At 72.4% G+C, this 25,536-nt stretch carries 22 protein-coding genes and 3 pseudogenes; 8 read left to right on the forward strand and 17 right to left on the reverse strand.

Features of this window, described 5'->3' with window-relative positions:
- Nucleotide 1: 1 nt before the first annotated feature.
- A pseudogene (locus O5O46_RS35275) lies at nucleotides 2-73 on the reverse strand (transposase); the annotation flags it as partial.
- A gap of 66 nt (nucleotides 74-139) precedes the next feature.
- On the opposite strand from O5O46_RS35275, the pseudogene O5O46_RS01420 reads away from it, so the two are divergent.
- From O5O46_RS01420 to O5O46_RS01430, 3 genes and pseudogenes are all read left to right on the forward strand, one after another.
- Nucleotides 140-400: pseudogene (locus O5O46_RS01420) on the forward strand (leucine zipper domain-containing protein); the annotation flags it as partial.
- 245 nt (nucleotides 401-645) lie between these two features.
- A complete protein-coding gene (locus O5O46_RS01425; protein ID WP_269853318.1) occupies nucleotides 646-885 on the forward strand; it encodes a ferredoxin in 240 nt (79 codons plus the stop codon).
- A 55-nt stretch (nucleotides 886-940) separates the two neighbouring features.
- Entirely contained in the window at nucleotides 941-2,152 is a 1,212-nt protein-coding gene (locus O5O46_RS01430) for a cytochrome P450 (protein ID WP_269853319.1), read from the forward strand.
- A 164-nt stretch (nucleotides 2,153-2,316) separates the two neighbouring features.
- Here O5O46_RS01430 and O5O46_RS01435 read toward each other — a convergent pair whose 3' ends face one another.
- The 8 genes from O5O46_RS01435 to rfbH all read right to left on the reverse strand — a co-directional run bounded on the left by O5O46_RS01435 (nucleotide 2,317) and on the right by rfbH (nucleotide 11,129).
- Nucleotides 2,317-3,351, reverse strand: a complete 1,035-nt coding sequence (locus O5O46_RS01435) for an alpha-ketoacid dehydrogenase subunit beta (RefSeq protein ID WP_269853320.1) — start codon at nucleotides 3,349-3,351, stop codon at nucleotides 2,317-2,319.
- A 4-nt stretch (nucleotides 3,352-3,355) separates the two neighbouring features.
- Nucleotides 3,356-4,357 (reverse strand): thiamine pyrophosphate-dependent dehydrogenase E1 component subunit alpha, encoded by a 1,002-nt coding sequence (locus tag O5O46_RS01440; RefSeq protein WP_269853321.1) that lies wholly within the window; start codon nucleotides 4,355-4,357, stop codon nucleotides 3,356-3,358.
- A 14-nt stretch (nucleotides 4,358-4,371) separates the two neighbouring features.
- A complete protein-coding gene (locus O5O46_RS01445; RefSeq protein WP_269853322.1) occupies nucleotides 4,372-4,593 on the reverse strand; it encodes an acyl-CoA carboxylase subunit epsilon in 222 nt (73 codons plus the stop codon).
- Nucleotides 4,590-6,245 (reverse strand): acyl-CoA carboxylase subunit beta, encoded by a 1,656-nt coding sequence (locus tag O5O46_RS01450; protein ID WP_269853323.1) that lies wholly within the window; start codon nucleotides 6,243-6,245, stop codon nucleotides 4,590-4,592. Before O5O46_RS01450 ends, O5O46_RS01445 begins: the two co-directional genes overlap by 4 nt.
- Nucleotides 6,242-7,354, reverse strand: coding sequence for a Gfo/Idh/MocA family protein (locus O5O46_RS01455; RefSeq protein ID WP_269853324.1), 1,113 nt, complete (start codon nucleotides 7,352-7,354; stop codon nucleotides 6,242-6,244). The genes O5O46_RS01450 and O5O46_RS01455 overlap by 4 nt, the downstream gene beginning before the upstream one ends.
- A complete protein-coding gene (locus O5O46_RS01460; protein ID WP_269853325.1) occupies nucleotides 7,347-8,747 on the reverse strand; it encodes an NDP-hexose 2,3-dehydratase family protein in 1,401 nt (466 codons plus the stop codon). The genes O5O46_RS01455 and O5O46_RS01460 overlap by 8 nt, the downstream gene beginning before the upstream one ends.
- A gap of 265 nt (nucleotides 8,748-9,012) precedes the next feature.
- Complete coding sequence (locus tag O5O46_RS01465; protein WP_269853326.1) at nucleotides 9,013-9,774, reverse strand: SDR family NAD(P)-dependent oxidoreductase; 762 nt, start codon at nucleotides 9,772-9,774, stop codon at nucleotides 9,013-9,015.
- A gap of 50 nt (nucleotides 9,775-9,824) precedes the next feature.
- A complete protein-coding gene (gene rfbH / locus O5O46_RS01470; protein ID WP_269853327.1) occupies nucleotides 9,825-11,129 on the reverse strand; it encodes a lipopolysaccharide biosynthesis protein RfbH in 1,305 nt (434 codons plus the stop codon).
- 228 nt (nucleotides 11,130-11,357) lie between these two features.
- On the opposite strand from rfbH, the gene O5O46_RS01475 reads away from it, so the two are divergent.
- Both O5O46_RS01475 and O5O46_RS01480 read left to right on the forward strand, forming a co-directional pair.
- Nucleotides 11,358-11,972 carry a dTDP-4-dehydrorhamnose 3,5-epimerase family protein gene (locus O5O46_RS01475; RefSeq protein ID WP_269853328.1) on the forward strand — a complete coding sequence of 205 codons (615 nt, stop codon included), beginning with the start codon at nucleotides 11,358-11,360 and terminating at the stop codon, nucleotides 11,970-11,972.
- Nucleotides 11,973-12,071: 99 nt separating this feature from the next.
- Nucleotides 12,072-12,358 (forward strand): annotated as a pseudogene (locus O5O46_RS01480) (transposase); the annotation flags it as partial.
- Nucleotides 12,359-12,463: 105 nt separating this feature from the next.
- Here the strand turns inward: O5O46_RS01480 and O5O46_RS01485 are convergent.
- The 7 genes from O5O46_RS01485 to O5O46_RS01515 all read right to left on the reverse strand — a co-directional run bounded on the left by O5O46_RS01485 (nucleotide 12,464) and on the right by O5O46_RS01515 (nucleotide 21,043).
- Nucleotides 12,464-13,687 (reverse strand): nucleotide disphospho-sugar-binding domain-containing protein, encoded by a 1,224-nt coding sequence (locus tag O5O46_RS01485; RefSeq protein ID WP_269853329.1) that lies wholly within the window; start codon nucleotides 13,685-13,687, stop codon nucleotides 12,464-12,466.
- Nucleotides 13,688-13,721: 34 nt separating this feature from the next.
- Entirely contained in the window at nucleotides 13,722-14,648 is a 927-nt protein-coding gene (locus O5O46_RS01490) for an SRPBCC family protein (RefSeq protein ID WP_269853330.1), read from the reverse strand.
- Between the two features lie 37 nt (nucleotides 14,649-14,685).
- Nucleotides 14,686-15,861 carry a nucleotide disphospho-sugar-binding domain-containing protein gene (locus O5O46_RS01495; RefSeq protein ID WP_269853331.1) on the reverse strand — a complete coding sequence of 392 codons (1,176 nt, stop codon included), beginning with the start codon at nucleotides 15,859-15,861 and terminating at the stop codon, nucleotides 14,686-14,688.
- 76 nt (nucleotides 15,862-15,937) lie between these two features.
- Nucleotides 15,938-17,350, reverse strand: a complete 1,413-nt coding sequence (locus tag O5O46_RS01500; protein WP_269853332.1) for a DHA2 family efflux MFS transporter permease subunit — start codon at nucleotides 17,348-17,350, stop codon at nucleotides 15,938-15,940.
- Nucleotides 17,351-17,457: 107 nt separating this feature from the next.
- Nucleotides 17,458-18,435 carry a quinone oxidoreductase family protein gene (locus O5O46_RS01505; protein ID WP_269853333.1) on the reverse strand — a complete coding sequence of 326 codons (978 nt, stop codon included), beginning with the start codon at nucleotides 18,433-18,435 and terminating at the stop codon, nucleotides 17,458-17,460.
- A gap of 208 nt (nucleotides 18,436-18,643) precedes the next feature.
- On the reverse strand, nucleotides 18,644-19,528 hold the full coding sequence (mca, locus tag O5O46_RS01510; protein WP_269853334.1) for a mycothiol conjugate amidase Mca: 885 nt from the start codon (nucleotides 19,526-19,528) through the stop codon (nucleotides 18,644-18,646).
- Nucleotides 19,529-19,603: 75 nt separating this feature from the next.
- The gene (locus tag O5O46_RS01515) at nucleotides 19,604-21,043 is read right to left on the reverse strand and encodes an MDR family MFS transporter (RefSeq protein WP_269853335.1); all 1,440 of its coding nucleotides are present in this window, start codon (nucleotides 21,041-21,043) and stop codon (nucleotides 19,604-19,606) included.
- Between the two features lie 120 nt (nucleotides 21,044-21,163).
- Here O5O46_RS01515 and O5O46_RS01520 point away from each other — a divergent pair, with 120 nt between their 5' ends.
- From O5O46_RS01520 to O5O46_RS01530, 3 genes are all read left to right on the forward strand, one after another.
- Nucleotides 21,164-21,829 (forward strand): TetR/AcrR family transcriptional regulator, encoded by a 666-nt coding sequence (locus O5O46_RS01520; RefSeq protein ID WP_269853336.1) that lies wholly within the window; start codon nucleotides 21,164-21,166, stop codon nucleotides 21,827-21,829.
- A gap of 87 nt (nucleotides 21,830-21,916) precedes the next feature.
- The gene (locus O5O46_RS01525) at nucleotides 21,917-22,645 is read left to right on the forward strand and encodes a hemerythrin domain-containing protein (RefSeq protein ID WP_269853337.1); all 729 of its coding nucleotides are present in this window, start codon (nucleotides 21,917-21,919) and stop codon (nucleotides 22,643-22,645) included.
- 54 nt (nucleotides 22,646-22,699) lie between these two features.
- On the forward strand, nucleotides 22,700-23,722 hold the full coding sequence (locus O5O46_RS01530) for an NAD-dependent epimerase/dehydratase family protein (protein ID WP_269853338.1): 1,023 nt from the start codon (nucleotides 22,700-22,702) through the stop codon (nucleotides 23,720-23,722).
- Between the two features lie 99 nt (nucleotides 23,723-23,821).
- On the opposite strand, the gene O5O46_RS01535 is transcribed toward O5O46_RS01530, so the two are convergent.
- The gene (locus O5O46_RS01535) at nucleotides 23,822-25,459 is read right to left on the reverse strand and encodes an FAD-dependent monooxygenase (RefSeq protein ID WP_269853339.1); all 1,638 of its coding nucleotides are present in this window, start codon (nucleotides 25,457-25,459) and stop codon (nucleotides 23,822-23,824) included.
- Between the last annotated feature and the right edge of the window lie 77 nt (nucleotides 25,460-25,536).

Below are 25,536 nucleotides of genomic sequence, written 5' to 3' on the forward strand. Positions count from 1 at the left end.
GTCGGCGTGGCCGGGGCTCGCGGTCGGGGTCCTTGTGCTTCCCGCCGGGTTCGGCGCGCTGCCGCCCGGGATGGGAATCTTGAGACGAAGACCTCCGGTGTGGTGGAGCTGTCTAGGAACGCACCGCACGGAGGTCTTCGTGTCCCACCGTAATGCCCGACTGACTGTTCACGGCAGGCGGTTGCTGGTCGACCGTGTCCGCTGTGGCCGCCCTGTGGCCATGCGGCCGCCGAGATGGGCGTCTCACGCACCACGGCTGACAAGTGGTCCGCTCTTGCGGGCCGAGGGCGAGGCAGGCTTGCAGGACCGGTCCAGCCGGACCCGCACAACACCGCACCGCACCCCGGCCGATACCGAGGCGCAGGTGTGCCGACTGCGACAGGCCCGCAAGCTCCGCCCTCCCGTATCGGCCGGAATTCTGAAGGCCGGACCGGCAGCGCGCGGTGATGGCTTGATAGGGACTCGGGACTGCTCCAGCTCGCCGATCGGATCGACGGCACGGGCTGGCTCAGCACGTGGCGCCAGTCGTTGGCCAGCTGCACCGCACGGTGCAGGCGCTGCTCGATCAGTGCGCGAGTGGATTCCGGTTCGATGCCCTCTGCCGTACGGCGTGACCGAACCCCCACTCCACCGGAGGTGTCCGATATGCAGGTGAGCGTCGACAAGGACCGGTGCTGCGGCGCCGGCCAGTGCGTCATGGCAGCTCCCGACGTCTTCGACCAGAGCGAGGACGACGGCCTGGTCCTGCTGCGCCCGGGCGCCGTCGAGCAGGCCGCCCGCACCGACCTGGAGCTGGCCGCCGGCCTGTGCCCGGCCGGTGCCATCACCGTGCGCGAAGACCCTCGCACCGGGTCCGGGGACGCCGACGGCACCGTCGATGCCTGACCGCAGCGCCCCAGCCCCGTTCGTCTCACCCTCGTCCGTGCAAGGAGCCCGTCGTATGACTCCCGCCCCCAGTGCCGTCGCCGGCCAGGAACTGACCCTGCCCGCCCCCCGGGGTGCCTGCCCTTTCTCCCCGCCGCCCGCCTATCTCGACGCCCACCGCGCCGCCCCGCTCACCAAGATGAGTCTGTGGGACGGCGAACCCTGCTGGCTGGTGACCGGCCATCAGCAGATGCGTACGATCCTGCAGGACAAGCGGTTCAGCGCCGACGCGCGGGTCCCGGGCTTCCCCTTCCTCTCCCCCGGCCGCCGCCAGCTGCTCACCAAGGCCCAACCCAGCTTCCTGCGGCTGGACGACCCCGAGCACGCCCGGCTGCGCCGGATGCTCACCGGCGACTTCATCGTCAAGCGCGCCGAGGCCCAGCGCCCGCAGCTCCAGAAGATCGTCGACGAGGCCCTGGACCGCATGATCGCCAAGGGCTCCCCCGCGGACCTGGTCCGGGACTTCGCCCTGCCGGTGCCCTCCCGCGTGATCTGCCTGCTGCTCGGCGTCCCGTACGCCGACCACGAGTTCTTCGAGGGCCAGACCAGCATGCTGGTGGACCTCAGCACCCCGCCGGAGCAGATCAAGGCGGCCATGGGCACGCTGAACGGGTATCTGACCGAACTAGCCGAGCGCAAGCGGCGCGAGCCGGACGACAGCCTGCTGAGCCGACTGGTCGCACGTGGTGAGCTGAATGAGGCCGAGTGTGCGGCCATGGGCATGGTGCTGCTGGTGGCGGGCCACGAAACCACCGCCAACATGATCTCCTTCGGCACGCTGGCACTGCTGCGCAACCCCGCCCAGCTGGCCAGACTGCGGGCCGAGCCGCAGCTGATCAAGGGTGCGGTCGAGGAGCTGCTGCGCTATCTGTCCGTCGTCCACTTCGGGCTGCCGCGCGCGGCGCTGGAGGACGTCGAGATCGACGGCACGCTGATCCGGGCGGGCGAGGGCGTGCTGTGCATGCTGTCCGCGGCCAACTGGGACGAGCAGGTGTTCTCCGGCGGCGCCGAGCTGGACATCACCCGCGACGCCCGCCGTCACCTCGCCTTCGGCTTCGGTGGGCACCAGTGCATCGGCCAGCCGCTGGCCCGCGCCGAGCTCCAGATCGCGCTGGGCACGCTGCTGCGCCGACTGCCGGACCTGCGGCTGGCGGTGCCGTACGAGGAGCTGGAGTACCGCACGGACAAGGCGGTCTACGGTGTGCGCTCGCTGCCCGTGACCTGGTGAGCCGGAACGGCGGCACCGGGTGGTACGGCGTGGGGCCGGCGGAGGTCTCCGCCGGCCCCACGCCGTACCACCGCTTCCCCGCCAGGCGCGCCCGGTCGGACAGTGCCGCGGGGACGCGTACGCCCCTCGGGCTGGGCCCGAGGGGCGTAGGGGGTGGCGTCGGGTCAGTACGGGCCGACGAAGCCGGCTGTGACGTCCGACAGCTTGCGCACCTGGGACGGGCCGCCGTCGACCATCTCCAGGCAGGCCGCCGCGATCCGGTCCGCGGTGGGGTGGAACGCCTCCTCCAACGGGTGCGACACCGGTGCCGGGCAGTCCGGCGGGGTGACCCGGCGCACCGGCCGGCGCAGCGCGTCGAACACGTTCTCCGCGACGACGGCCGCGACCTCGGCGGCCAGGCCGTACCGGGCCCAGCTGGTGTCCGCGACCACCAGCCGGCCCGTGCGCGCGACCGAGGCGCAGATGAGTTCCTCGTCCAGCGGGCGGACGCTGCGCACGTCGACGACCTCGACGCTGATGCCCTGTTCGGCCAGCAGGTCGGCGGCGCGCTCGGCCTCGTGCACCATCAGCGAGGCGGCGACCACGGTCACGTCCGTGCCAGGCCGGGCGATCCGGCCGCGTCCGAAGGGGACGGCCACCGCTTCCTCGGGCACCTCGCCCGCCATGCGGTACAGGCCGCGGTTCTCCAGCAGCAGGGTCGGCGTCTGCGCACGCAGGGCCTGGACGAGCAGGCCCTTGGCGTCGGCGGGGGACGCGGGCATCGCAACGTGCAGCCCGGGGAAGTGCCCGAAGACGGACTGCAGGCTCTGCGAGTGGGTGGCGCCCTGGCCCCAGCCGCGGCCCACGACGGCGCGGGTGACCACGGGCACACCGCCCTGGTCGCCGTACATGTAGCGCCACTTGGCGGCGAGGTTCACCAGCGCGTCCATGGCTAGGAACAGGAAGTCCGCGCGGGAGTGCACGATCAGCGGGCGGCGGCCCATGGCGGCGGCCCCGACAGCGATGCCGGCGGTGGCGTTCTCGGAGTTGGGGACGTCGATGACCCGGGTGGGGCCGAACCGTTCGAAGGCCGCGCGGGTCGTGCCGTAGATGCCCTTGTCATCGTCGACGCCCTCACCCGCGACGAAGACGGCCGGGTCCTCGGCCATGCACTGCACGGTGGCCTCGCTGATGGCCTGCCAGTACGTGAGCTTGCGCATCGGTTCAGTTCCTCCCGGTGGTCGCGGCGAGCGGCTGCGGCTCGTACACGCCCGAGAGCAGGTCGGTCACGTCGGGGAAGGCGCCGGCGCGCGCGAAGTCCACGGCCCGGGCGACCTCCTCGGCGCACTCGGCCCGCCAGGTGTCGATACGGGCGTCGATGGAGGGGGCCTCGGCGCGCAGCGCGTCGGCGGCGACACGGATCGGGCAGCGCCCCATCCAGGACGCCACCTCGGCGTGGGTGCGGTAGGCGCCGTCCTCGTCCCAGTTGGGTCCGACGTGCTCGCGCCAGCGGTAGGTGTCCAGCTCCAGCAGGTGCGGGCCGTGCCCGGCGCGGGCGGCCTCGACGGCGCCGCGGGCCGCCTCGTGGACGGCAAAGACGTCGTTGCCGTCGATCCGGCTCGCCGCCATGCCGTAGCCGAGGGCCCGCTGCCAGATGCTGGTGCCCGCGGGCTGCCGGGCGGAGAGCGGCGAGGCGATGGAGTACTGGTTGTTCTCGCACACGAAGACCACCGGCAGCCGGTGCAGCGCGGCGAAGTTCAGCGACTCGTGGAAGACGCCCTCCTCCGAGGCGCCGTCGCCGAAGAAGGTGAGGGCTACGCGCGGCGCGCCTTCCATTGCGAACGCCCAGGCCGCGCCGACCGCGACGGGGATCATCTCGCCGAGGATGGCCGCCGATCCACCGAAGCCCGCTGCGTGGTCCACCAGGTGTACCGAGCCGCCGCGGCCGCCCGCGCAGCCCGTCGCCTTGCCGTACAGCTCGGCGACCAGGGCGTGCAGGTCGCCGCCCTTGGCGAGGTAGGGCGCGTGGGAGCGGTGGGCGCTGTAGACCACGTCGGTGCGCCGGGTCGCCGCGCACACCCCGACCGCGGTGGCTTCCTGTCCGATGGAGAAGTGCGTCGGGGTGCGCATCAGCTGTTCGTCGCGGTACAGGTCCGCGAGCGTCTCCTCGGCACAGCGGATGCGCACCATGTCGCGCACCAGCCGCAGCCGGTCGTTGGTCGTCATTGCTCTGTTTCCTTTCAGTGGGAGCACCAGCCGGGCCGGGCGCCGCCCGCCCACTGCCCGGCAGCGGGTACGGGATCGGCGCCGCGCGGCCAGCGCGGCCGGGCGTCGGTCTGGTTGCCCGCGCACTGCGCGGCCTGGCGGGAGACCGCGAGCAGGGCGAGGGTGAGGACGGCGACTTCCTCGGGCATCGGGTTGCCGCGCAGGACGCGCAGCGCCTGGGGGTCCTGGCCGGTCACTGGGGCTGGTTCCCGTGCTTGCGGCTGGGCAACGCGCTGTACTTGGCGCGCAGCATCTTCAGTGCGGTGATCAGCTTGATGCGGGTCTCGCCGGGGTGGATGACGTCGTCGACGAGCCCGTGCTCGGCCGCGTAGTAGGGGTGCATCAGCTTGTTCTGGTACTCCTCGATCAGCCGGGCGCGGGTGCCCTCGGGGTCGTCGGACGCGGCGATCTCGCGGCGGAAGATGACGTTGGCCGCGCCCTCGGCGCCCATGACGGCGATCTCGTTGGTGGGCCAGGCCAGCGTCAGGTCGGCGCCGATGGACTGGGAGTCCATGACGATGTACGCGCCCCCGTACGCCTTGCGCAGTACGACGGAGATGCGGGGCACGGTGGCGTTGCAGTACGCGTACAGCAGCTTGGCGCCGTGCCGGATGACGCCGCCGTGCTCCTGGTCGACGCCCGGCAGAAAGCCCGGCACGTCGACGAGGGTAACCAGCGGGATGTTGAACGCGTCGCAGAACTGCACGAAGCGCGCGGCCTTTTCGGAGGAGGAGATGTCGAGCACGCCCGCGAGGTCGCTCGGCTGGTTGGCGACGATGCCGGCGACCTGGCCGCCCATCCGGGTCAGCGCGCAGATGACGTTGCCGGCCCAGCGCTCGTGCACCTCGAAGTACTCGCCGTCGTCGGCGATCTCCTCGATGACCCGGCGCATGTCGTAGGAGCGGCCGCGCTCGGCGGGCACCAGGTTCACGAGGGAGTCGGTGCGCCGGTCCTCGGGGTCGTCCACCGCGGTGCGCGGCGGCAGTTCGCGGTTGTTGGCGGGCAGCAGCGACAGCAGGTAGCGCACCTCCTGCAGGCACTCCTCCTCGGTGTCGTAGGCGAACTGGGCGACTCCGGAGACACCGGTGTGCACATCGGCGCCGCCCAGCTCGTTCTGGGTGATCTGCTCGCCGGTGACCGCCTGGACCACGTCGGGTCCGGTGATGAACATCTGCGAGGTCTCGCGCACCATGAACACGAAGTCGGTGAGCGCGGGGGAGTAGGCGGCGCCGCCCGCGCACGGGCCCATGATGACGCTGATCTGCGGAATCACTCCGGAGTTGCGGACGTTGCGCTGGAAAATACCGCCGTATCCGGCGAGCGCGGTCACGCCCTCCTGGATGCGGGCGCCGGCCCCGTCGCACAGTCCGACGATGGGCGCGCCGGCCGCGGAGGCCATGTCCATGATCTTGTGGATCTTGGTGGCGTGGGCCTCGCCGAGCGCCCCGCCGAAGATCCTGAAGTCATGGGCGTAGACGAAGACCTCGCGGCCATCGACCAGGCCCCAGCCGGTGATCACGCCGTCGGAGTGGGGGCGCTTGGCCTCCATGCCGAAGCCGGTGGCCCGGTGCCGGCGCAGCCCCTCCACCTCGGTGAAGGTGCCCTTGTCGAAGAGCAGGTCGATGCGTTCCCGGGCGGTCAGCTTGCCCTTGGCGTGCTGGGCCTCGGTGGCCTTGGCGCTGGGGCCGCGCACCACCTTCTCCTGGAGTTCCACCAGGTCGGCGACGCGGTCCTGGGTGGACCTGACCGGTTTGTCGCCGATGGGGTAGGGCGGGGCGGCGGGGGCGGACCGGCGTGCGGTCACGTCCGACGTCCGCTGCGCGACCGGGGCGTCCTCGATGATGGTCATCTGCGTCCTTCCGCTGCGTACGGGGTGGGGTCGTCGACTGCGGTCTGCGAAGCGGTGCGGGGCGGGCGCTGCGGCGCTGCCGAGCGGCGCACCGCGTCCAGGAGGTCGGCCTGCCGCAGACAGGCGCGCGCGTCGGGGAGACCCGCCAGGTCGGTGCCGGGGGCGGCCTCTCGCCGACGGGGATCCGGGGCGGCCGCGGAGCGGCAGGCGGTCTCGAAGGCCCGGACGGTCAGGGCGACCTGGTCGGCGGGCGGCAGCTCGATCCGCTCGGTGGTTTCGCGACGCTCAAGATGGATCACCGGGCGGCGGCCGGGCGGCGGGGTGAAGGCGCGGTCCAGGGTGATCCGCCCCTCGCTGCCCCACAGTTCGTAGGCCGACCGGTAGGCGTGGTCCATGCCGAAGGTCAACTGGGCGCTGACGCCGTGCTCGTCACGCAGCAGGGCGGCACCCGCGGTCTCCACGGCGCTGCCGGGTCTCGCGTGCAGAGTCGCGGCGACGGTGTGCAGCCGCTCGCCGAGGAAGTGGACGGCGGCCCTGACCGGGTACACGCCGATGTCGAACAGCGCGCCGCCGCCGAGTTCGGGTACGTGGCGGATGTCGTCGGCGGGCAGCCGGGGCACGGCGAACGCGGCGCTGAAGGAGCGCAGTTCGCCGATCGCCCCGTCGGCAACCAGGGCGCGCACGGCCTGGTGCTGGGGGTGATGGACGAACATGACATTCTCCATCAGCGCCAGCGAACGCTCCGCCGCCAGCGTCAGCAGCGCGCGCGTGCGCGCGGGCTCGCAGGTCAGCGGCTTCTCGGCGAGAACGTGCTTGCCGGCCAGCAGCGCCGCTTCCGCCCAGGTGGCGTGCAGCACGGCGGGCAGCGGTATGTACACCGCGTCCACGTCGTCCAGGCCGAGCAGATGCGCATAGCCAGTGACGGGGCGGCAGCCGTACCGGCCCGCGACGTCGGTGGCCTGTGCCGCGTCACGGCTGGCGACCGCGGCGATCTCAATGCCGTCGGCAGCCGCGAAGGCGGGCAGCATCCGCCGCCGGGCGATGTCCGCACACCCCAGCACCCCTATGCGCAGGGGACGTCCGGAGAGGTCGCGTGCGGGCTCAGCCATGGTCGCCCAGCTCCGCCGCCAGGCAGGCCGCCAGGGTACGGGCCTGGACGTTGACACAGTGCCCCTGCTGGATGAACCAGGACAGCTGACCGGGCGTCAGCCAACGGTAGCCGGGCGGTTCGTCCAGCGGTGCCTGCGTCTCGTCGGCGTCGATCAGCAGGTAGCGGCTGACGGCGTCGAGGAAGCGCCCGCCCTCCTCGGAGTGCAGCGCCTCGTAGCGGATGCGGGAGGGGTCGGCCCGCAGCGCTAGGTCCAGGAACGGGGGCCGTTCGTGAGCGGGCAGGCCCGCGTAGTTGTCCGGCGTACACATCACGGTCGGCGACAGCTCGACGGTCTCCCGCAGCCCGCCCTCTCTCCTGGCGTGCGCGAGCAGGTGCGGCACACCGTCGATGCGGCGGGTCAGCATGGCGGCGATGCCCTGCCCGCGCGGGCGGAACAGCGGCTGAGTCCAGTAGGTGACCTCACGGCTGCCGGCCTCCACGGACGCGGCCACTACGTCGAAGTAGCGGCCGTGGATCTGGTGGATGGTGTGCGCGTCGCGCTCCCAGCCCGGCAGTCCCGCTAGCGGCACGCGGTCGGTGCGGACGTCGTGCCGGGAGCGCGACTCGGTCAGCCAGAAGGCGAGTTCGGCGTCGGAGTGCAGCGCGCTGGTACCGGCCTCGGCGTCCGTCATGGGCACGCAGGACAGGACCGTACGGGCGTCCATGTTCACCAGGTTGTCCAGCCGGAGCAGTTGCGCGATCTGCCCGAAGGTGAGCCAGCAAAAGTCGTCGTACAGCGGTACGTCGTCCGTCGTCTCCACGATCATGTTGCGGTTGTGCTTGCCGTGGAACCAGGAGCCGTGCTCGGACTGGAGGACGTCGGCGAGGACCGTGGCGCGTCCGGTGCGGGTGAAGTACTCGAGGTACTTCACGTCCGCGCCCCGGTGCACCTTCGTGTAGTTGGAGCGGGTGGCTTGGACGGTCGGCGACAGCTGGAGCAGGTTGGGATTGCCTGGCTCCATCTTGGCCTGCATCAGGCAGTGCAGCACCCCGTCGAACTCCTTGACGAGGATGCCGAGGACCCCGATCTCCGGCTGCCTGATGATGGGCTGGTACCAGCCGCCGGGGCCTGAGTCGACGGTCACCCGCAGCCCTTCGACGCTGAAGAAGCGCCCGCTGTGGTGGCGGAGGTTTCCCGTGCCCTCCTCGGTGTACCAGCCCTCCAACTCGGCGAACGGGATGGTGCCGACCCGGAAGGGGTGGGCCGCGCGCCGCCAGGCGAACCAGCGGTGGAACTGCCCGAGATCCAGGTGCGCGCCCTGGGCGGCCGCGGCGGAACGAGCGATCCGGGCGGCCGGGGCCGCGTCGTACCGCGGCCGCAACGCGGTGGGCACTGCGAGCATGGGTGACATGCCGGGGGTCTCCTCGACGTCGTACGGACGGTTGAACGGGTCGGGTTGAGGGCGGGACGGGCGGGGCCCGGCCGAGGCGGCGCGGGCGGCCCTCGGTGCCGCAGGCCGACGGGGGGCCAGCGGACGGGGTCCGCGTGCAACGGGCCGAGGCGGCCGAAGTCAGCGCTGTGGTCGGCGGGTTGCGGACGTGGCCGAGCGAGCCGCCCGGCGAATCCCGGGCCGGCCGACGGCGCCGACGTCGGCGAGCCGCCGGGCGGGTCCGGGATCAGCGGCCGCCCGCCACCGTCAGGGACTCGCCGGTGATGTTGCCGTTGGCCCCCGAGCACAGGAACACCACGGCGGCGGCCACGTCCTCGGGGTCGCTCAGCCGTCCGGTGGGCGTCGCGGCGATCTCCCGCGCGCGGACCGGCTCCGGCAGTCCCTTGAGCATCCGCTCGGTCACCGTCAGCCCCGGGCAGACCACGTTGACCAGCAGACCGTCACCGCCGAGGTCCCACATGAGGCTGCGGGCAAGGCCGTGCAGCCCCGCCTTGGCAGCCCCGTAGAACTCCTGGCCGCGGTTGCCGCCCAGCGCGTTGTGCGAGGAGATCAGTGCGATCCGGCCCCAGCCCCGCCGCCGCATGCCGGGCACGGCCTGCTGGACGGTACGGATCACGGGCGCGAGGTTGCCGTCCACGACCGGCAGCCAGTCCTCCTCGGGCACGTTCTCGAACGGGGTGCCGGGCGCCCTGCGCACGCCCCAGCGCACCGCGTTGGCCACCAGGACGTCCAGGGATCCCCAGCGCTCCTCGACGGCGGCCACCACGTGCCGGGGCGAGGCGGGGTCGTCCAGGGCGTAGGCGACGGGGAAGGCCCGGTCCTGCGCGGCGCCCAGCTCCTGCGCCAACTCCTCCGCCGCGTCACCGTCGTTGCGGTACGACACCGCGACGCGGGCGCCCTCCTGGGAGAAGGCGCGGGCCACCGCCCGGCCGATTCCACTGGTGGCCCCCGTGACCAGCACGGTGCGTTCCCTCAGGCCAAGGTCCATGTCCGATCCTTTGCGTCCTTGTCGTACGGGTGCGAGCGGCGGGCAGACGGTCATCCGCGGGCCGCGACGAATTCCTTGATCGTGCCGATGACGTAATCGAGCATTTCGTCGGTGAGGGCGGGATAGACGCCGATCCAGAAGGTGTGCTCGGTGATGACGTCACTGTTGGTGAGGTCGCCGACGACGCGGTGGGGCTGGTTGACGTAGGCGGGCTGGCGGGTGAGGTTGCCAGCGAAGAGGCGGCGGGTGCCGATCTTGCGCTCCTCCAGGTGCGCGACGAGTTCGGCGCGGCTGAAAGGAGCGTCGGGGAGGACCGTGAGGACGAAGCCGAACCAGCTCGGGTCGCTGCCCGCAGTCGGCACCGGGAGCAACAGGTGGGGCAGGCCGTCCAGTCCCTCGCGCAGCCGGCGCCAGTTGTGCTTGCGGGCGGCGGTGAACTCCTCCAGGCGGTTGAGCTGGCTCAGGCCGAGGGCGGCCTGGAGGTCGGTCGCCTTCAGGTTGTAACCGATGTGGGAGAAAATGTACTTGTGGTCGTAGCCATGGGGCAGGGCGCCCATCTGGTGGTCGAACCGCTTGAAGCAGGTGTTGTTCTTGCCAGGTTCGCACCAGCAGTCCCGGCCCCAGTCGCGCAGGGACTCCACGATCCGGGCCAGCTGGAGGTTGGACGTCAGCACGCAGCCGCCCTCGCCCATGGTGAGGTGGTGGGCGGGGTAGAAACTGACGGTGGTCACGTCGCCGAACGTGCCGGTGACCTGGCCCTGGTAGGTGGTGCCGACCGCGTCGCAGTTGTCCTCGACGAAGTAGAGGTCGTGGGCGCGGGCCAGCTCGGCGATCTCTGCGGCCTCGAAGGGGTTGCCGAGGGCGTGGGCGATCATGATGGCCCGGGTCTTGGGGCCGATGGCCTGGGCGACGCGGTCCGCGGTGGTGTTGTACGTCCCCAGTTCCACGTCGACGAAGACGGGCACGAGGCCGTTCTGGACGATGGGGTTGACGGTGGTGGGGAAGCCTGCCGCCACGGTGATGACCTCGTCGCCCGGCTTGAGGCGCCGGTCCCCCAGGGTGTGGGAGGTCAGGGCGGTAAGGGCGAGGAGGTTGGCGGATGACCCGGAGTTGGTCAGATGGGCCTTGCGGCGCCTGAGGGCCTTGGCGAAGCGTGATTCGAAGCTGCGGGAGCTGGCCCCGGCCGCGATGCGCAGGTCGAGGGCGGCTTCCACCAGCGCGACCCGGTCATCGGCGTTCAGGGTCGCCCCGGACGGCCAGATCTCGGTCACCCCCGGCTCGAACGGCCGGTTGTCCGTGACGTCCTCGTGGTACCTGCGGACCTGGTCGAGAATGAGCGCCTTGTCGCCGCGCATCCCTGCCTCCTTCGTTCTTGGGCCTCGGCGCATCCCCGCACCTGTGGTGGACACCGGTCAGTACGCTTCGAGGCTGATCCGCCGACCTCGAACCCGGCTCGACAGGGGATGGACACCGAATGGACCGGCCACGCTCCCAAGGCGCCCGGCACGGCGCCCAGCCGGAGCGGACCGCGTGGGCCGACTGCGCGAGCGGCATTCGAGCGGGGCCGTCTAGCGTCCGCGGTGATGGACATCCATGACACGGCCGTGCCCGATGCCTACCGGATCGTGCCGCGTGTGCTCACCGACGCCCGCGGCAGCTTCCACGAGTCGTTCCGCCACGAGGAGCTGGCGCGCGCCACCGGACACTGGCTGCTTCCGCGGCAGGTCAACTACTCCTCGTCCCGGCGCGGCACGGTGCGCGGTCTGCACTCGGTGCTGCTGCCACCCGGCCAGGCGAAGTACGTCACCTGTGTGCGCGGCGCGGTACGGGACTTCGTCGTCGACGTACGCCTGGGCTCGCCCGCCTTCGGCGCGTACACCACGGCGGTGCTCGACCCCCGCGAGGGCACCGGCATGTACGTGGCCGAGGGGCTCGCCCATGGGTTCGTGGCGCTGACCGACGACGCGTGTGTGAGTTACCTGTGCTCCACCGAGTACGTGCCCGGCACCCAGGTCGACATCTTCCCCTTCGACCCGGAACTCGGCGTGCCCTGGCATCTGGGGGTCGCCGGGGAGCCGCTGCTGTCGGAGAAGGACGCGGCGGCCCCCTCGCTGGCCCGCGCCGCCGACCTGGGTCTGCTCGCTCCGTACGACGCATGTCTGGCCCACTACGCGGCCCGGCGGCGAGCGGCACGGTAGGGATGTCCGCCGCGTGCGCGCCCGTTGACGACGGATGGGGCGACGCCGGCGTGATCCGGCGGACGGTGCTGCACTGCTCGCAGGCGTCCGCGTCGAAGACTGTTCGCTTCGGTGCGACGCAAGGACACTCGCGGGTGGGGCGAGTGCTACCTGCGCGGGTTGATGCTGGACGGCCGCAGGAAGTCGATCCAGCCGATGGCGATCGGCTGCCGGACGGCGACATGCAGTCCTTGCAGCAGTTCGTGAACCAGTCGGTACCGACCTCCGGGCGGCTGTTCGTGCCTCAGGAGCGGGATGGCGACATCGAGCGCCGGGCGAAGACCGGCGTGACCGACAAGATCGGGCACCGGGAGGAGTGGCGCCTTGCTGCGGACCTGATCGAGGAAGCCATCTGAAGTAGAGCGTGTCCGGAAAATCGTGTGTGACAGGCTGGCCCAGGCCTGGCCGTGGTCCTTTGGCCAGCCGGGACGGACGAACATGAAAGACAAAGGCTAGCCGCGGGCAGCGAGTTCGGTGAGGTCGCTGGCCACGCGGGACGGGGCGGGCAGGGAGCGGACCTCGTCCCGCAGCGCCAGCGCCGCGTCCCGCGCGGGCCCGGCCAGCAGGTCCAGGACCGCGTCCCGCACCCGGGCCGCGGCCTTCTCGTCGCCCGTCAGGTCACCGCCGGACAGGTGCCGGCCCGCGCCGACGGCGCGCAGCCGCTCCCCGGTGAGCATCTGCTCGGGGCGGGGGGACACCACGAGCTGCGGCGTTCCGACGGCCGCCGCGGTCATGGCCGTACCGCCGCTGCCCTGGTGGGCGACGGCCTCGCAGGTGGCGAGGAGCAGATGCAGCGCGGAGGTGTCCATCGCCCGCACTCCGTCGGGCAGCCGGGTGAGCGCGGCGCGCTGGGCGGGGCCGAGGGCCAGGAACACCTCCAGACCGTCGGCGGCCAGCAGCCCGGCCGCGGCCAGCAGCGGGTCGGGGCCGTCTCCGGGCGGGCCGGCCGGGCGGGCGCCAGCCTCCCAGGTGACGCACACCCGGGGTCGCGCCGGCTTCCCGAGCAGCCCGGCCGGCAACTCGGCGGGGCCGCTGTACGGAACGTGCCGCACCGACAACCGGCGCTCTTCAGTAGGAAGTTGGAGCATCGGCGGGCAGGGGTCCAGCCAGCCGAGGGGGGTGTGCACGGGGTCCGCGCCGTAGTGCTCGAACAGGTGGCGGTAGCCGGGCAGCGGGCTGCCTCCCGGACCGCTGTGCTCCAGTCTGAGCACGGCCGCGCCGCCCCACAGGTGGGCGGCCAGCGGCACATCCAGCAGCTGCGACACGACCGTGCCCGCGTAGGTGGAGCCGTCGGCGACGATCAGATCGGGACGCCAGGTGCGGGCGAATTCCAGTAGGCCGGGCACCATGTCGCCCGCGATCCGCAACTGCCGGTCCACCAGGGAGCCGAGCATCCGTCGCCGTTCCGCGCCCAGTTCCGCGAGCCGCAGCGGCCAGTCCGCGGGCCAGTCCCGCAGGACGGCGGCGGCCCGCGGACCGCCCATCGCGGGGGGCGCGGCAGGCGGCGCGGTGACGCCGACGGCCACCGCGGTCAGCCCGGCGGCGCCCACCGCGGGAGCGCAGTCGGACGGTACGGCGACGAGCACCTCGTGCCCCGCTGCCCGGCAGGCCCAGGCGAGCGGCACCATCGGGAAGAGATGCGCGGACGCGGACCAGGTGGTGAAGAGAATGCGCACGGTGCTCCTCCAGAGGGTCGAAGTGGTGCGCGTATCAGCCCACGAGGTGGCCGGCGCCCTCGGGCAAGTCCTGCTCCGCGCCCTCGCCGAGCCAGGCCAGCAGCTCGGCGCGGCGCTCGTCCCCGACGCCCTCGGCAAGGGTCTCGGGACGGGCGACGGCGAGCCGCTCGGCGGTGACGCGGACGCCGTCCGCCTCCTGGGCCAGCCGCCACGAGCGCCGGTACAGGGCGAACTCGCGGGGCGGATCGAGGTGCTTGACGACGATGGTGTGCGGGGCGCGGCCGATGTGCACGGTGCGGCCGCTGCCGGTGGATCCGTCGAGGTGCGGTGTGTCCGCGGTGCCGAACACAGCGGTCTCCTCGGCGGTTCCATCCTGGCCGAGGGCGGCGGACAGGCGCGCGTGGACGTCCCCGACCGTGCCGGGCAGCAGCGCCCGGCGCTCGGCGCGCAGCAGTAGCGGCCCGTCCTGCTCACGGCCCTCGACGGCGGCCTTGAGGGTACGCATCTGCAGGGCGCCGTGCCGGTCCAGCTCCCCGGCGGTGGTCGCCGGGTCCTGGTCGGTGGTGAACCAGTGGTGCGACTCGACGCGGCAGCCGCCGCCCTCCAGGGCGATGAACAGCCACTCGCCGCCGAGCCTGCGGATCGCGCCCACGGTGCCCTGCTGCTCGAAGACCATGCGCAGCGTGTCGTCGTGGAGGCGGCGCCGGGACTGCCAGATCCGCAGCCCGCCCTCGGGTCCCGGGCGCACCGCCCAGAACTTCGACAGGTCCTCGCTGCCGCGCTGCTCGACGATCTCGGTGTGCACGATCCACGGGTAGAGCAGCGGCCAGCCGCCCACGTCCGTGAGCGTGCGGTAGACAAGCTCGGCGGGCGCGTCGACGGTGATCTCGGCCTTGGTGCGGTGGATCTCCTCCGTCGCGGGGCCCGTCCGCCGCGCGGCCTCGGTGGTGGTCTGGGTCATGGTCAGGGTGCTCCTCGCAGGGGATCGGGCAGCGGGTTCAGGAGGTGGCGCGGGCTTCCAGGTAGCCGACCAGTTCACCGGGTAGCGGCATGGCCTCGATCTCCTGGCGGACCTGCCGGGCGCGCTCGGCGTAGCGGGGCTCGCCCAGGACGTCCTCGATAGCGGTGCGCAGCGCGCCGGGTGTGGACTGGCGGTCGGGCTCGACGATGGTCCCGGCCTGCGCCTGCTCGACGAGTTCGCCCCACAGCCACTGCGTGGACTCGGTGTTGTCGGGCACCGTGACCTGCGGGACGCCGTGGGCGAAGCCCGTCATGCCGGTGCCCGCGCCACCGTGGTGCACGAGAAGGTCGCAGGTGGGCAGCAGGGCGCCCAGCGGCAGCCAGCCGGTGGTGCGTACGTTGGCGGGCAGCGGGCCGGCGGCGTCCTCGGCGCCAGCCACGGCCAGCACGACCTCGGCGTCCACGCCGGCCACCTCATCGAGGAGCTGGCGGCGGCGGTCGGCGAAGTTGCTGGTGGTGATGCCGCCGGACAGGCACACCCGCGGCCGGCCGGGGCGGTCGAGCAGCCAGTCGGGGACCGTGCCCGGGCCGTTGTAGGGGATGTAGCGCACGGGGACGCGCGGGACGCGGGAGGGGCGGCGCAGCGCGGGAGGGCAGGTGTCGATCCAGGTGTCGGTGCCGATCCGGGGCTCGACGCCGAAGCGCTCGAACATTCGGACGTAGGCGGGCGGCACTTCCTTCTCGTCGAGGAAGTAGATGCCAATGGGCTGGCACCAGTTGTAGCCCACGGCCGGGACGCCGACCGCCGCGGCGGTGACCAGGCCGACGACCGCGCCGATGTCGTACACGACGAGGTCGGGGCGCCAGGCGCGGGCGAAGGCGACGAGGTCGTCGGCGAGCGAGTCGGCGAGTCCGATGAGCTGCGACGCCCAGCTCAGGCGGCGCTTCTCGGGCCAGGGCAGCGGCCCCATCGGCCAGTCCGCGGGGACCCGTTCGGGGCGCTCGGCGCTGTCGGGGATGCGCCATGCGGCGAAGGCGTCACCGGCCGCGCGGTCGCCGATGGGCACGGCGATCAGGCCGGCGGCCTTGACGTGGTCGACGGACTGCGGCCGGGCCGCGACCCGCACCTCGTGGCCCGCCAGTTGGGTGGCCCAGGCCAGGGGTACGGCCCAGGGGACATGGCTGGCCCCGTGGGCGACAAAGAGGACACGCATGCTGTCTTCACCTGCCTGAGGTTGAGTGACGTAGGACGTGCTGCCGTCCCGGGAAGAGGGCGCCGGCGATCGCCGGTCAGTCGCGGGGACGTCCGGGCAGCGCGAGCGCCGGGACGAGGGTCAGCGCACTGATGGCCAGGGCCCACCAGAAGGCCGTACCGAAGGAGTCGGCCAGGCTGCCGCCGTGCTGGGCGATCTGGTGCTGCAGGACGATGACGAGGGTGGCGGTGCCCAGCGAGCCGCCGATGCGGTGTACGACGTTGTTGATGCCTGCGGCCTGCGGCATCTGGTGCGGTTCGACGCTCTGGAAGACGGCGGTGATCATCGGGGACATGGCCCCGCCCAGGCCCATGCCGCGCACGAACAGGGCAGCGCTGAGCAGGAGTTCACCGGGTGCCTCGCCGACCTGGGTGTAGGCGAGGGTGCCGGCCATGGACAGCGCGATGCCCACCAGGATGACGGTGCGCAGACCGAGGCGGCCGGTGAGCTTGCCCGCGAAGAACATGGCGACCGCGATGCCGAGGTCCTGCGGGATCAGCAGCAAACCCGCGTGCAGGGCGTCCTGGCCGCGGGCCTGCTGGTAGTACAGCGGCAGCATGAACATCGCGCTGAACAGGGCGGCGCCGACCAGGAACGAGGTGAGAATCGCGTTGGAGAAGGCGCGGCGGCCGAACAGCCGCAGATCCAGTACGGGCCTGGCGCCGGGGCGCAGGGCGTGCACCGCGTAGGCGATCAGCAGGAGCGCGCCGACGGCGATGGGGGCGTGCACGATGGTGTCGGCGAAGCCGTGGCCGTTGCCTGTCTCGGAGAAGCCGTAGATGAGCGCGGCGAGTCCGGGTGAGATCAGCAGCAGCCCGAGAACGTCGAGCCGCTGGCCGCCCTCGGGTGTGCTCCGGGGCAGTACGCGGGCGGCCAGTAGCAGGGTGAGCGCGCCGAGCGGCACGTTGATGTAGAAGATCCACTGCCAGCTGAGCAGTCCGATGAGGACGCCGCCGACGACCGGGCCGAGCGCGGGCGCGAAGGTCAGCGGGATGATCAGCAGGCTCATCACCCGGCCGATGCGCTGCGGACCGGCGGCCTGGGCGATCATCGACTGGCCGATGGGCTGGATGAGTCCGCCGCCGAGGCCCTGGAGCACCCGGAAGACGATCAGTGAGGCGGCCGACCAGGCCAGGCCGCACAGCGCGGAGCCGAGGACGAAGCAGGCCACCGAGGCCATCCAGACGCGCCGGGCGCCGAAGCGGTTGGTGGCCCAGCCGCTGATCGGGGCGACCAGCGCGAAGGCGAGCAGGTAGCCGGTGCTGATCCACTGCACCGTGGCCAGGGAGCTGCCGAAGTCGCTGCGGATGGCCTCGATGCCGACGTTGACGATGGTGGAGTCGAGCACGGCGAGGATCGTGCCGAGCACGAGGACGATGCCGAGTTTGAGTACTGCGGGTTCGATCCGGTCGCTCGGTTGTGCCGCCGTGGCCCGCACGGTCGTGGACATGACTGTGTTCCCTTGGGTAGGTGGGAAAAGGGAGCTGCGGCCCGCGGGGGAACGGGCCGCAGCGGCTCGGGGGGCGGCCGAGGCGGGGCCGCCGGGGGGCGCAGGGGTCAGGGGACGAGGACGACCCGGCCCAGCTGCACGCGGTCCTCCATCAGCTGGTGGGCCTTGGCGGCCTCCTCCAGCGGCAGTTCGGTGTGGACGACGGGGCGCACCTTGCCGCTGAGCACCATCTCGCACACCTCCTCGACGATCTTGTCGAAGTTGTCGACCTGGCTGTCCATGACGCCCATGGAGAAGTGGGTGACGTACTTGCCCGCCAGGTCCTCCAGCGGGATCCTGGGCAGCTCGAGACCGCCGCCGGCCGAGCCATAGAAGACCAGCCGGCCGAACGGCTTGAGCAGGACGATGCTCTTGGGGGTGATGTCGGCACCGACGCTGTCGAGTACGACGTCGACCCCGGCGCCGCCGGTGAGCGCGCGGACCTGCTCCTCCCAACCCTCCTGGCTGTAGTCGACAGCGTGGTCCGCGCCCAGCTCCTTGGCGAACGCCAGCTTGGCGGGGTCCTTGGCGGTGGCGATGACGGTGCCGGCGCCCAGTGCCTTGACCATCTGGACCACGAGGTGGCCGATGGCCCCTGCCGCAGCGTGCACCAGGACGCTCTCCCCCTTCTTCAGGTGGGCGGCCTGGATGACCTCGAGGCCGACCTGGGCGGGCGAGCTGAGCATGGTGGCCTGGGCTGCGTCCATCTCCGCGGGGACGCGGACCAGGTCCTTGACGCGGGCCAGGGAGTACTCGGCGAAGGCGTCCTTGAAGATGACGCTGGCCACCCGCTCGCCGACCTGCCAGCCCTCGACGCCGGGGCCGAGGGCGTCGATGAAGCCGACGGCGTCGCCACCGGGGCAGGCGGGCAGCTGCAGGCGTTCACCGTAGTAGAACTCTCCGGCCCGCTCCTGGATCCCGGCGAAGTTGACGCCGATGGCCTCGGCGCGGATCCGTACCTGACCTGGGCCCGGCTCGGGCTTGGCGACCTCGTCGACCTGCAGTACCTCCGGCGTTCCGTGCTGGTGGTAGCGGACGATGCGCATGGGTCTCTCTTTCTGTAGCTGCAGGGACCGCGGCTGCCGGCTCCCGCGGGGGTGGGGTTCCCGGGCCCGGCCGCGGGCACGGTGGAGTCGGCCCGCGGCCGGTGAGGGAAACCGCGCCGCTCGTCGCGGTGTCGGTGTGCCCAGCCTCGCTCCCGCCGCTGGAGTCGGCTCGGAGCGCCGGTGGACCCTTCGGGGCTCGCCGCCGGGCTCAGGCTTCGCGGGTGATGCCCGCGAACAGGTCGTCCTCCGGCAGGTCGGTGTCCACCAGGCTGCGCGCGAGGTGGTAGTCCTCGGTGGGCCATGCCTGCTGCTCGATCTCCAGCGGGCAGGACCGCTCGGGACCGTTGGGGTTGACCTGGGTCTCGTGGGCGAGCAGCGCCCGCAGCCGGGTCGGGAACCACTCGGCGCACTGCACCCGCGTTGTGATCTCCCACTTCTCCTCCATCCCTTCGAGCTCCTTGAGCACCTCACCGTGCGGCGAGTCGAGCCCGGCGGCCGTCATGGCCTCGTAGATGGCCTTGAAGTAGGCCTTGCTGAAAGCGCGCGTGTAGTAGAGCTTCAGCGGCTGCCAGGGCTCACCGGTACCGGGGTAGCGGTCGGGGTCGCCGGCCGCGTCGAACGCATCAACCGAGACCTGGTGGACCTTGATGTGGTCGGGGTGCGGGTAGCCGCCGTTCTCGTCGTAGGTAACGACGACGTGCGGTCGGAAGGCGCGCATCGCGGCGACCAGCGGGCGGGCGGCGGTCTGAAGCGGCTGCACGGCGAAGCAGTCCTCGGGCAGCGGCTCGCCGTTCTTGGGCAGTCCGGAGTCGGTGAAGCCGAGGAACTCCTGCCCCACGCCCAGGATCTCGCGGGCCCGCTCCATCTCAAGGCGACGCAGCCGGGGCAGGTCGGCCCACACCTCGGGGCGGTCCATAGCCGGGTTCAGGACATCGCCGCGCTCACCGCCGGTCATAGTGGCGACCAGGACGTCCGCGCCCTCGGCCTGGTAGCGGGCGAGGGTGGCCGCCCCCTTGCTCGACTCGTCGTCCGGGTGGGCGTGCACGGCCATCAGGCGCAGCCCGGTGCGCGGGAGTGAGGTGGACTTGATCATGGGACATCTCCTCGACGGCTGGTTGGTAACAGGGGACTGAGGGGTGGTGGTAGGTGTCGGGTGGCGGGGCGAGTGTCACTCCTTGCCGGGCGCTCGGCGGGGGTACAGGGCCGCGGGCAGGAGGGTCAGCGCGCCGAAGAACAGGACCCAGCGGAACGTGTGGGCGTAGGCGCTCGCCGCACCGGCGCCGTGTGCCGCGGCGTCGGCGAGGGCGCTCTGCAGGATGACGGCGAGCAGGGCGGTGCCCACCGATCCTCCGACGCGGTTGAGGACGGTACGGGCACTGGTGGCGGCCGGCGCCTGGCTGCGGTCGACGGAGGTGTAGGTCGCGGCCACGTTGGGTGGAACCACGGCCCCGAGTCCGACGCCGCGCACGAACAGGGCCGCTGCCAGCAGGAGTTCGCCGGGTGCGCCGCCGTCCAGGGCGAAGGGCAGGGTGCCGAGGACGGTGAGCGCAATGCCCGCGAGGACGACGGTGCGCGGCCCGTGGCGGTCGGTAAGCCTGCCGGCGAGCGGGGTGATCAGCGCGCTGCCGAGCGCCTGGGGGGCGAGCATCAGGCCGGCCTGGAGCGCGCTCACGCCCTCGACCTGCATGAAGTACAGCGGCAGCAGCATCATCGACGAGTACAGGGCGGCGCCCAGCAGGAAGGTGTTGATGCCGGCCAGCGTGAAGCCGCGGCCCGCGAACAGCCTTAGGTCGAGCAGCGGGGTACGGCTGGTGCGCAGCGCGTGCACGACGTATCCGGTAAGGAAGGCGGCGCCTACGGCGAGGGCCACGCCCTGGGTGAGACCGGAGCCATCGCCCTGCCCGTACTGGGCCAGTCCGTAGACGAGGGCGGCGAGTCCGGTGGGCAGCAGGGTCAGGCCGATGCCGTCGGGGCGTACGGAGGTGTCGCGTTCGCCGGTGTCGGACGGGACGATGCGCGCCGCGAGGGCTAGCGCGATCAGCCCGACGGGGACGTTGACGAGGAACAGCCAGCGCCAGCCCGCCCACTGGACGAGGACGCCGCCGAGGACGGGGCCGAGGATCGGCGCGACGGAGACCGGCACGGTGATGATGCCGACCAGGCGTCCGATGCGCTTCGGGCCCGCGTGCCGGGCGACCAGGGACTGGCCGACCGGCTGCATCAGCCCGCCACCGACCCCCTGCAGCAGCCGGAAGGCGACGAGCGAGCCGCCGGACCAGGCCAGGCCGCTGAGCGCGGAGGCGGCGATGAACAGGGCGACCGAGGCGAGCCAGACGCGCTTGCCGCCATACCTCTTCTGCAGCCAGCCCGAGAGCGGGGCCACGAAGGCGACGGTGAGCAGGTATCCGGCGCTCACCCACTGCACGGTCGCCATGGAGGTGTCCAGGCCGTCGGCGATCGGGCCGAGGCCGACGTTGACGATCGTCGCGTCGAGCTGGGCGAGCACGGCGCCCAGGACCAGCACCGAGCCGAGCCGGATCAGGGCCGGGTCGAGGCGCTCCGGCTGCGGACGGGATGCGGTGTCGCGGCGTGCGACCGTGGGGTCCAAGAGGCCTCCTGTGCGGTGCCGGTGGGGTGTTCTTGCGGACGAACACAAACTTAGGTAGCGCCAAATATTTTGTCAATCCAATATCTATGATGGCCAAATTAAACCGGTAGGATGGGGCACATGACCGAGGTGAGAACGACCCAGGCGGCCCCCCCGAAGGAGGGCCGGCGAGGGCGCAAAAAGCGCGAGACCCGCGAACGGCTGGCCCATGTCGCGACGCTGATGTTCATCGAGCGCGGCTTCGAGAACGTGACAATCACCGAGATCGCCGAAGCCGCCGACGTCTCGAAGATGACGGTCAGCAACTACTTCCCGCTCAAGGAAGACCTCGTCTTCGACGCCCACGAGGGCGTCGTGGATAGCCTCGCTCAGGTGGTGCGCGAACGCGCCGTGGGAGAGTCCGCGCTAAACGCCCTGCACCGTGTCTTCGTCTCCTCCCTCGACCGGCCGCACCCGGTCAACGGGCGCTGCACGCCCGGCTTCGCCTGGCTCGTGTACGACAGCCCGCGGCTGCGCGACCGCGAGCGGGAGATGGACGAGCAGCGCGAGGCGGCGCTCGCCGCGGCCCTGGCCGACGCGACACAGACCGGCCCAGAGGATCCCGTGCCGCACCTGAGCGCGGCTCAACTCGCGGGTGTCCACCGTGTGCTGTGCCGCCGCGTACGGGCCCTGTGCCGCGCCGCGACCCCGGCGGCGCAGCTGCGCGAGGAGGTCACCGAGCTGGCCGGCACGGCCTTCGGCATGCTGGAGCCCATCCTCGGCGACTACTGCGTACGGGACCGGTAGTCGAGTCGGCCTCCACCGCTCCGCGGCAGGCTCCCCCACACGAGCGCCTGCCGGGCGTACCGGCGGCCGGCACGAGAGGAGTGGGCGTTGTCCGCGACGACCGACACGACACAGCCCAGCAGCACGCCAGCTCCCCGGGCCGGGGCCCCCGCCCCCGGCCCGGGCAACAACCTCACCGGGTTCACCATCACGCACGACCTGATCCGCCGGGTGATCCCGGAGCTGCATCGGCGGCTGGCCGGCGCCGCGGCGGCCGGCTGTCTGGACGCTGCCACGGTACGGCGGCTGACCAGCTGGTGGCAGATGTTCACCACCATCCTCGAGGGACACCACACCAGCGAGGACTCGCACGTCTGGCCGGTCGTCCTGGATACCGAGCCGGACCTGGCCGGGGTCGCGCGCACGCTGGAGGAACAGCACGCGTCGCTGGACGACCACCTCGCCGGCATCGACGAGGGCCTGCGCAGGCTCGCCGCCGGCACGGGCGAGCGCGAGGTGGTGCTCACCGGTCTGCTGGCCCGCGTCGCCGAGTTCGACGCCCTGATGCACGACCACCTCAGGCTCGAGGAGCGCACCATGGTGCCGGTCCTGCGGGAGAAGGTGACCGCCGAGGGGTACCGGGCGATGCTCGCCTCCCTCGCCCTGGGCCACGACCCCATGGACTTCGTGCCGACGATGCCGCTGCTGCTGGAGAAGGCGGCCCCCGAGGCCAGGGAGTTCATGCTCGGCGGCATGCCGCCCGCGCTCCGCGCCCGTTATGACGCCGAGTTCGAGCCCGCCTACCGGGCGCTGGTGGCGTCTTTGCCCTCCGGCTGAACCCGCCCGGCACAGCTTTCCTCACAGCTCTCCGACAGAAACGGTGTATCTGGCATGAGACTTCTGGTCATCGGTGGAACGGTCTTCCTGGGCAAGGCCTTCGTGGCCGACGCCCTCGCCCGCGGCTGGGAGGTCACCACCTTCCACCGCGGCCGCTCCGGCGCCGACCTGCCCGGCGTCGAGACGATCACGGGCGACCGCGAGAACGAGGCCGATCTCGCGCGGCTGGCCGCAGCGGGACCCTGGGACGCGGTGGTCGACGTGTGCGGCTATGTGCCCCGCGTGGTCGGCGCCTCGGCCCGCGAGCTGAGCCGTCAGGCCGGCACCTACCTGTACGTCTCCTCCATCAACGCCCTGCAGCCCTGGCCCGCGGCCCCCGTCGACGAGTCCTCGCCGCGCTTCGCGTGCTCCCCCGAGGCCGGCCCAGACGACGGCCAGTACCCCGCGCTGAAGGCCGGCTGCGAGCGCGCCGTCGAACGGGACTTCGACGGCCGGGTGCTGGTGCTGCGCCCCGGTGTGGTCATCGGCCCCGGCGACCGCATGCGGCGCATCCCCTACTGGCTGCGGCGGGCCGCGCAGGGCGGGCGGATGCTCGCCGCGGGCTCCCCCGGCCGCACGATGCAGCTGATCGACGCCCGGGACATCGCGGCCTTCGGCCTGGACCGCATCGCGGCGTGCGGCTCCGGCACCTATCTGACCACCGGTGAGCCCGGCAACGCCACGTGGGGTGAACTCATCGAGCAGGTGGTGTCGTTGACGGACGCAGGCACTGAGCCGGTGTGGGTGGAGGACGCGTTCCTCTCCGCCCAGCAGATCCCGCCGTTCGTGACCGTGCCGTTCTGGGCGCCGCCCACGGAACAGCTCGCCAGTGTCTGGGACTTCTCCTCGAAGAAGGCGCTGGAGGACGGGCTGCGCTGCCGCCCCTTCGCCGAGTCCGTGCGCGACACCTGGACCTGGATGACGGAACAGGGCGGTATGGAGGAGGCGTTCGCGGAGTACCGCTACCCGGACCAGACGCTGACCCGCGAGCGGGAGGCGCAGATCCTGGCGGCCTGGGACGCGCGCGAGTCGGGCTGACCGCAGGCGGGGACCCATCTGTTGCGAGAACGCCCGGATAATGCCGTGGGGCGCCGGGCAGGGAGACCCCTGCCCGGCGCCCCACGGCGTTCGGCTGGCTCAGCGGCCGGCGGCCACGAACAGCCGGGGCAGCGCGAGGACTCGGGCCAGCACCCCGGGCAGCTCCCGCGCGGCCCCCGCGTCCCAGACGGGCGCGCGCCACGCGACGAAGCCGTCCGGCCGTACGAGCACCGCCCCGCCGCTGCCAACGCCGTGCGCGGCGGCCCAGCGCCCGGACGGGTCGGCCAACTCCCGGCCGATCCGCAGCACTTCCAGGCGCCCGTCCCCCGCCACGCACCCGTCCGGTGCCGGAAGGGCGTCCGGCGCCGAGGGGGCGTCATCTGCCGTGTCAGGGCCGAGGACGAGGGTGAAGTCCGGCCCGTACAGATCGATGCTGGAACACGCGCGGCCGTCCCGCACCAGGTCCAGATGCGGGGCCCGGGTGCCCGGTCGCCCCGACTCGCCGAGCCCGTCCTCGCCGTCCGCCGCCACCACCGCCTCGGAGTCGTACCGGTAGCCCAGTCCCAGGGCGATGCGGCCGGCCCGGGCGGCCGCGTCCTCCCCGCCAGCCCCGGCCCGCTCCTCCTGGAGCCGGGTGGACAGGGCGCAGGTCAGCTCGGCCACGGGGCGGCGTTCGGGCTCGTAGGTGTCCAGGAGTCCGGCGCCGGCGCGGCCCTGGAGGACCGCGGCCAGCTTCCAGGCAAGGTTGTGCACGTCCTGGATGCCGGTGTTGGCGCCGAGCCCGCCGGATGGCGGCATCACATGGACCGCGTCCCCGGCCAGCAGGATGCGGCCGCGGCGGTACTCCTCGGCGACCCAGGAGGCCAGCTCCCAGGTGTGCACGGCGCGCCCGGTGCCCGGCACTGCGGGCAGCACCCGCACCGGAAGGTCGGGAGCACCGACCGCCGCCCGTACGTCCGCCGCACAGCGCTCGGGGGTGAAGTCCGCGGGTCCCTCACCGCGTTCGGGGTCGTACGGCACCATCAGCACCCAGCGGTCGGCGCCGTCCAGCCGGGCCAGCAGCGTGCCGGGCACCGGACGGGCCAAGTAGGCCAGGCCGACGGGGCGGCCGCGCAGCGCGGCACCGAGGTCGGCCTCGAATGCGATGTTGACTACGTGAGCCAGCCGCCTGCCCCGGGTGCGGATGCCCAGCGCGCCGCGCAGCGGGGAGCGATGGCCGTCCGCGGCGATCAGATAGCGCGCCCGTACCGTGTACCGGCGCCCGCTCGCGCGGTCGGTGACGCCCGCGGTGACGCCGTCGGCGTCCTGGGCGACCTCGCCGAGCTCGGTGTGGAACCTGACGTCGGCGCCCAGTTCCTCGGCGCGGGCCCGCACCAGCGGCTCCACGGTGCTCTGCTCGACCAGGGCCGGCGGGCAGGGGCTGGCCCAGCCGACCGACTCGCCCGGCGGCCTGCTGCCGCGGTACTCCTCGGGCCCGGCCAGGGTGGTGGCCCGCACGACGTCGGTGGCGGCCAGGAAGACCGAGGGCGGTGCGGCGCGCACCGCCTCCTCCAGGCCGTGCCCGCGGTACAGCTCCATCGTGCGCGGGCTGAGCACCCGCGCCTTGGCGAGCATCGACGTGCCGGGGTGGCGCTCCACCAGCAGTACGGGCACGTGGTGGCGGCGCAGGAACACCGCCGCCGACAGGCCGACGATGCCGCCACCCGCGATCAGCACCGCGGTGTTCTCCTCGCTCATCAACTTCCTTCCCTCGTACGGGGCCTGCCGGTTGTGCTGGCTTCTCCGGCCCCGGGCCGCGTGCCCGGGGGGGGGCG

It is taken from the genome of Streptomyces sp. RPT161, from assembly GCF_027533845.1.
GTDB lineage: Bacteria > Actinomycetota > Actinomycetes > Streptomycetales > Streptomycetaceae > Streptantibioticus_A > Streptantibioticus_A silvisoli_A.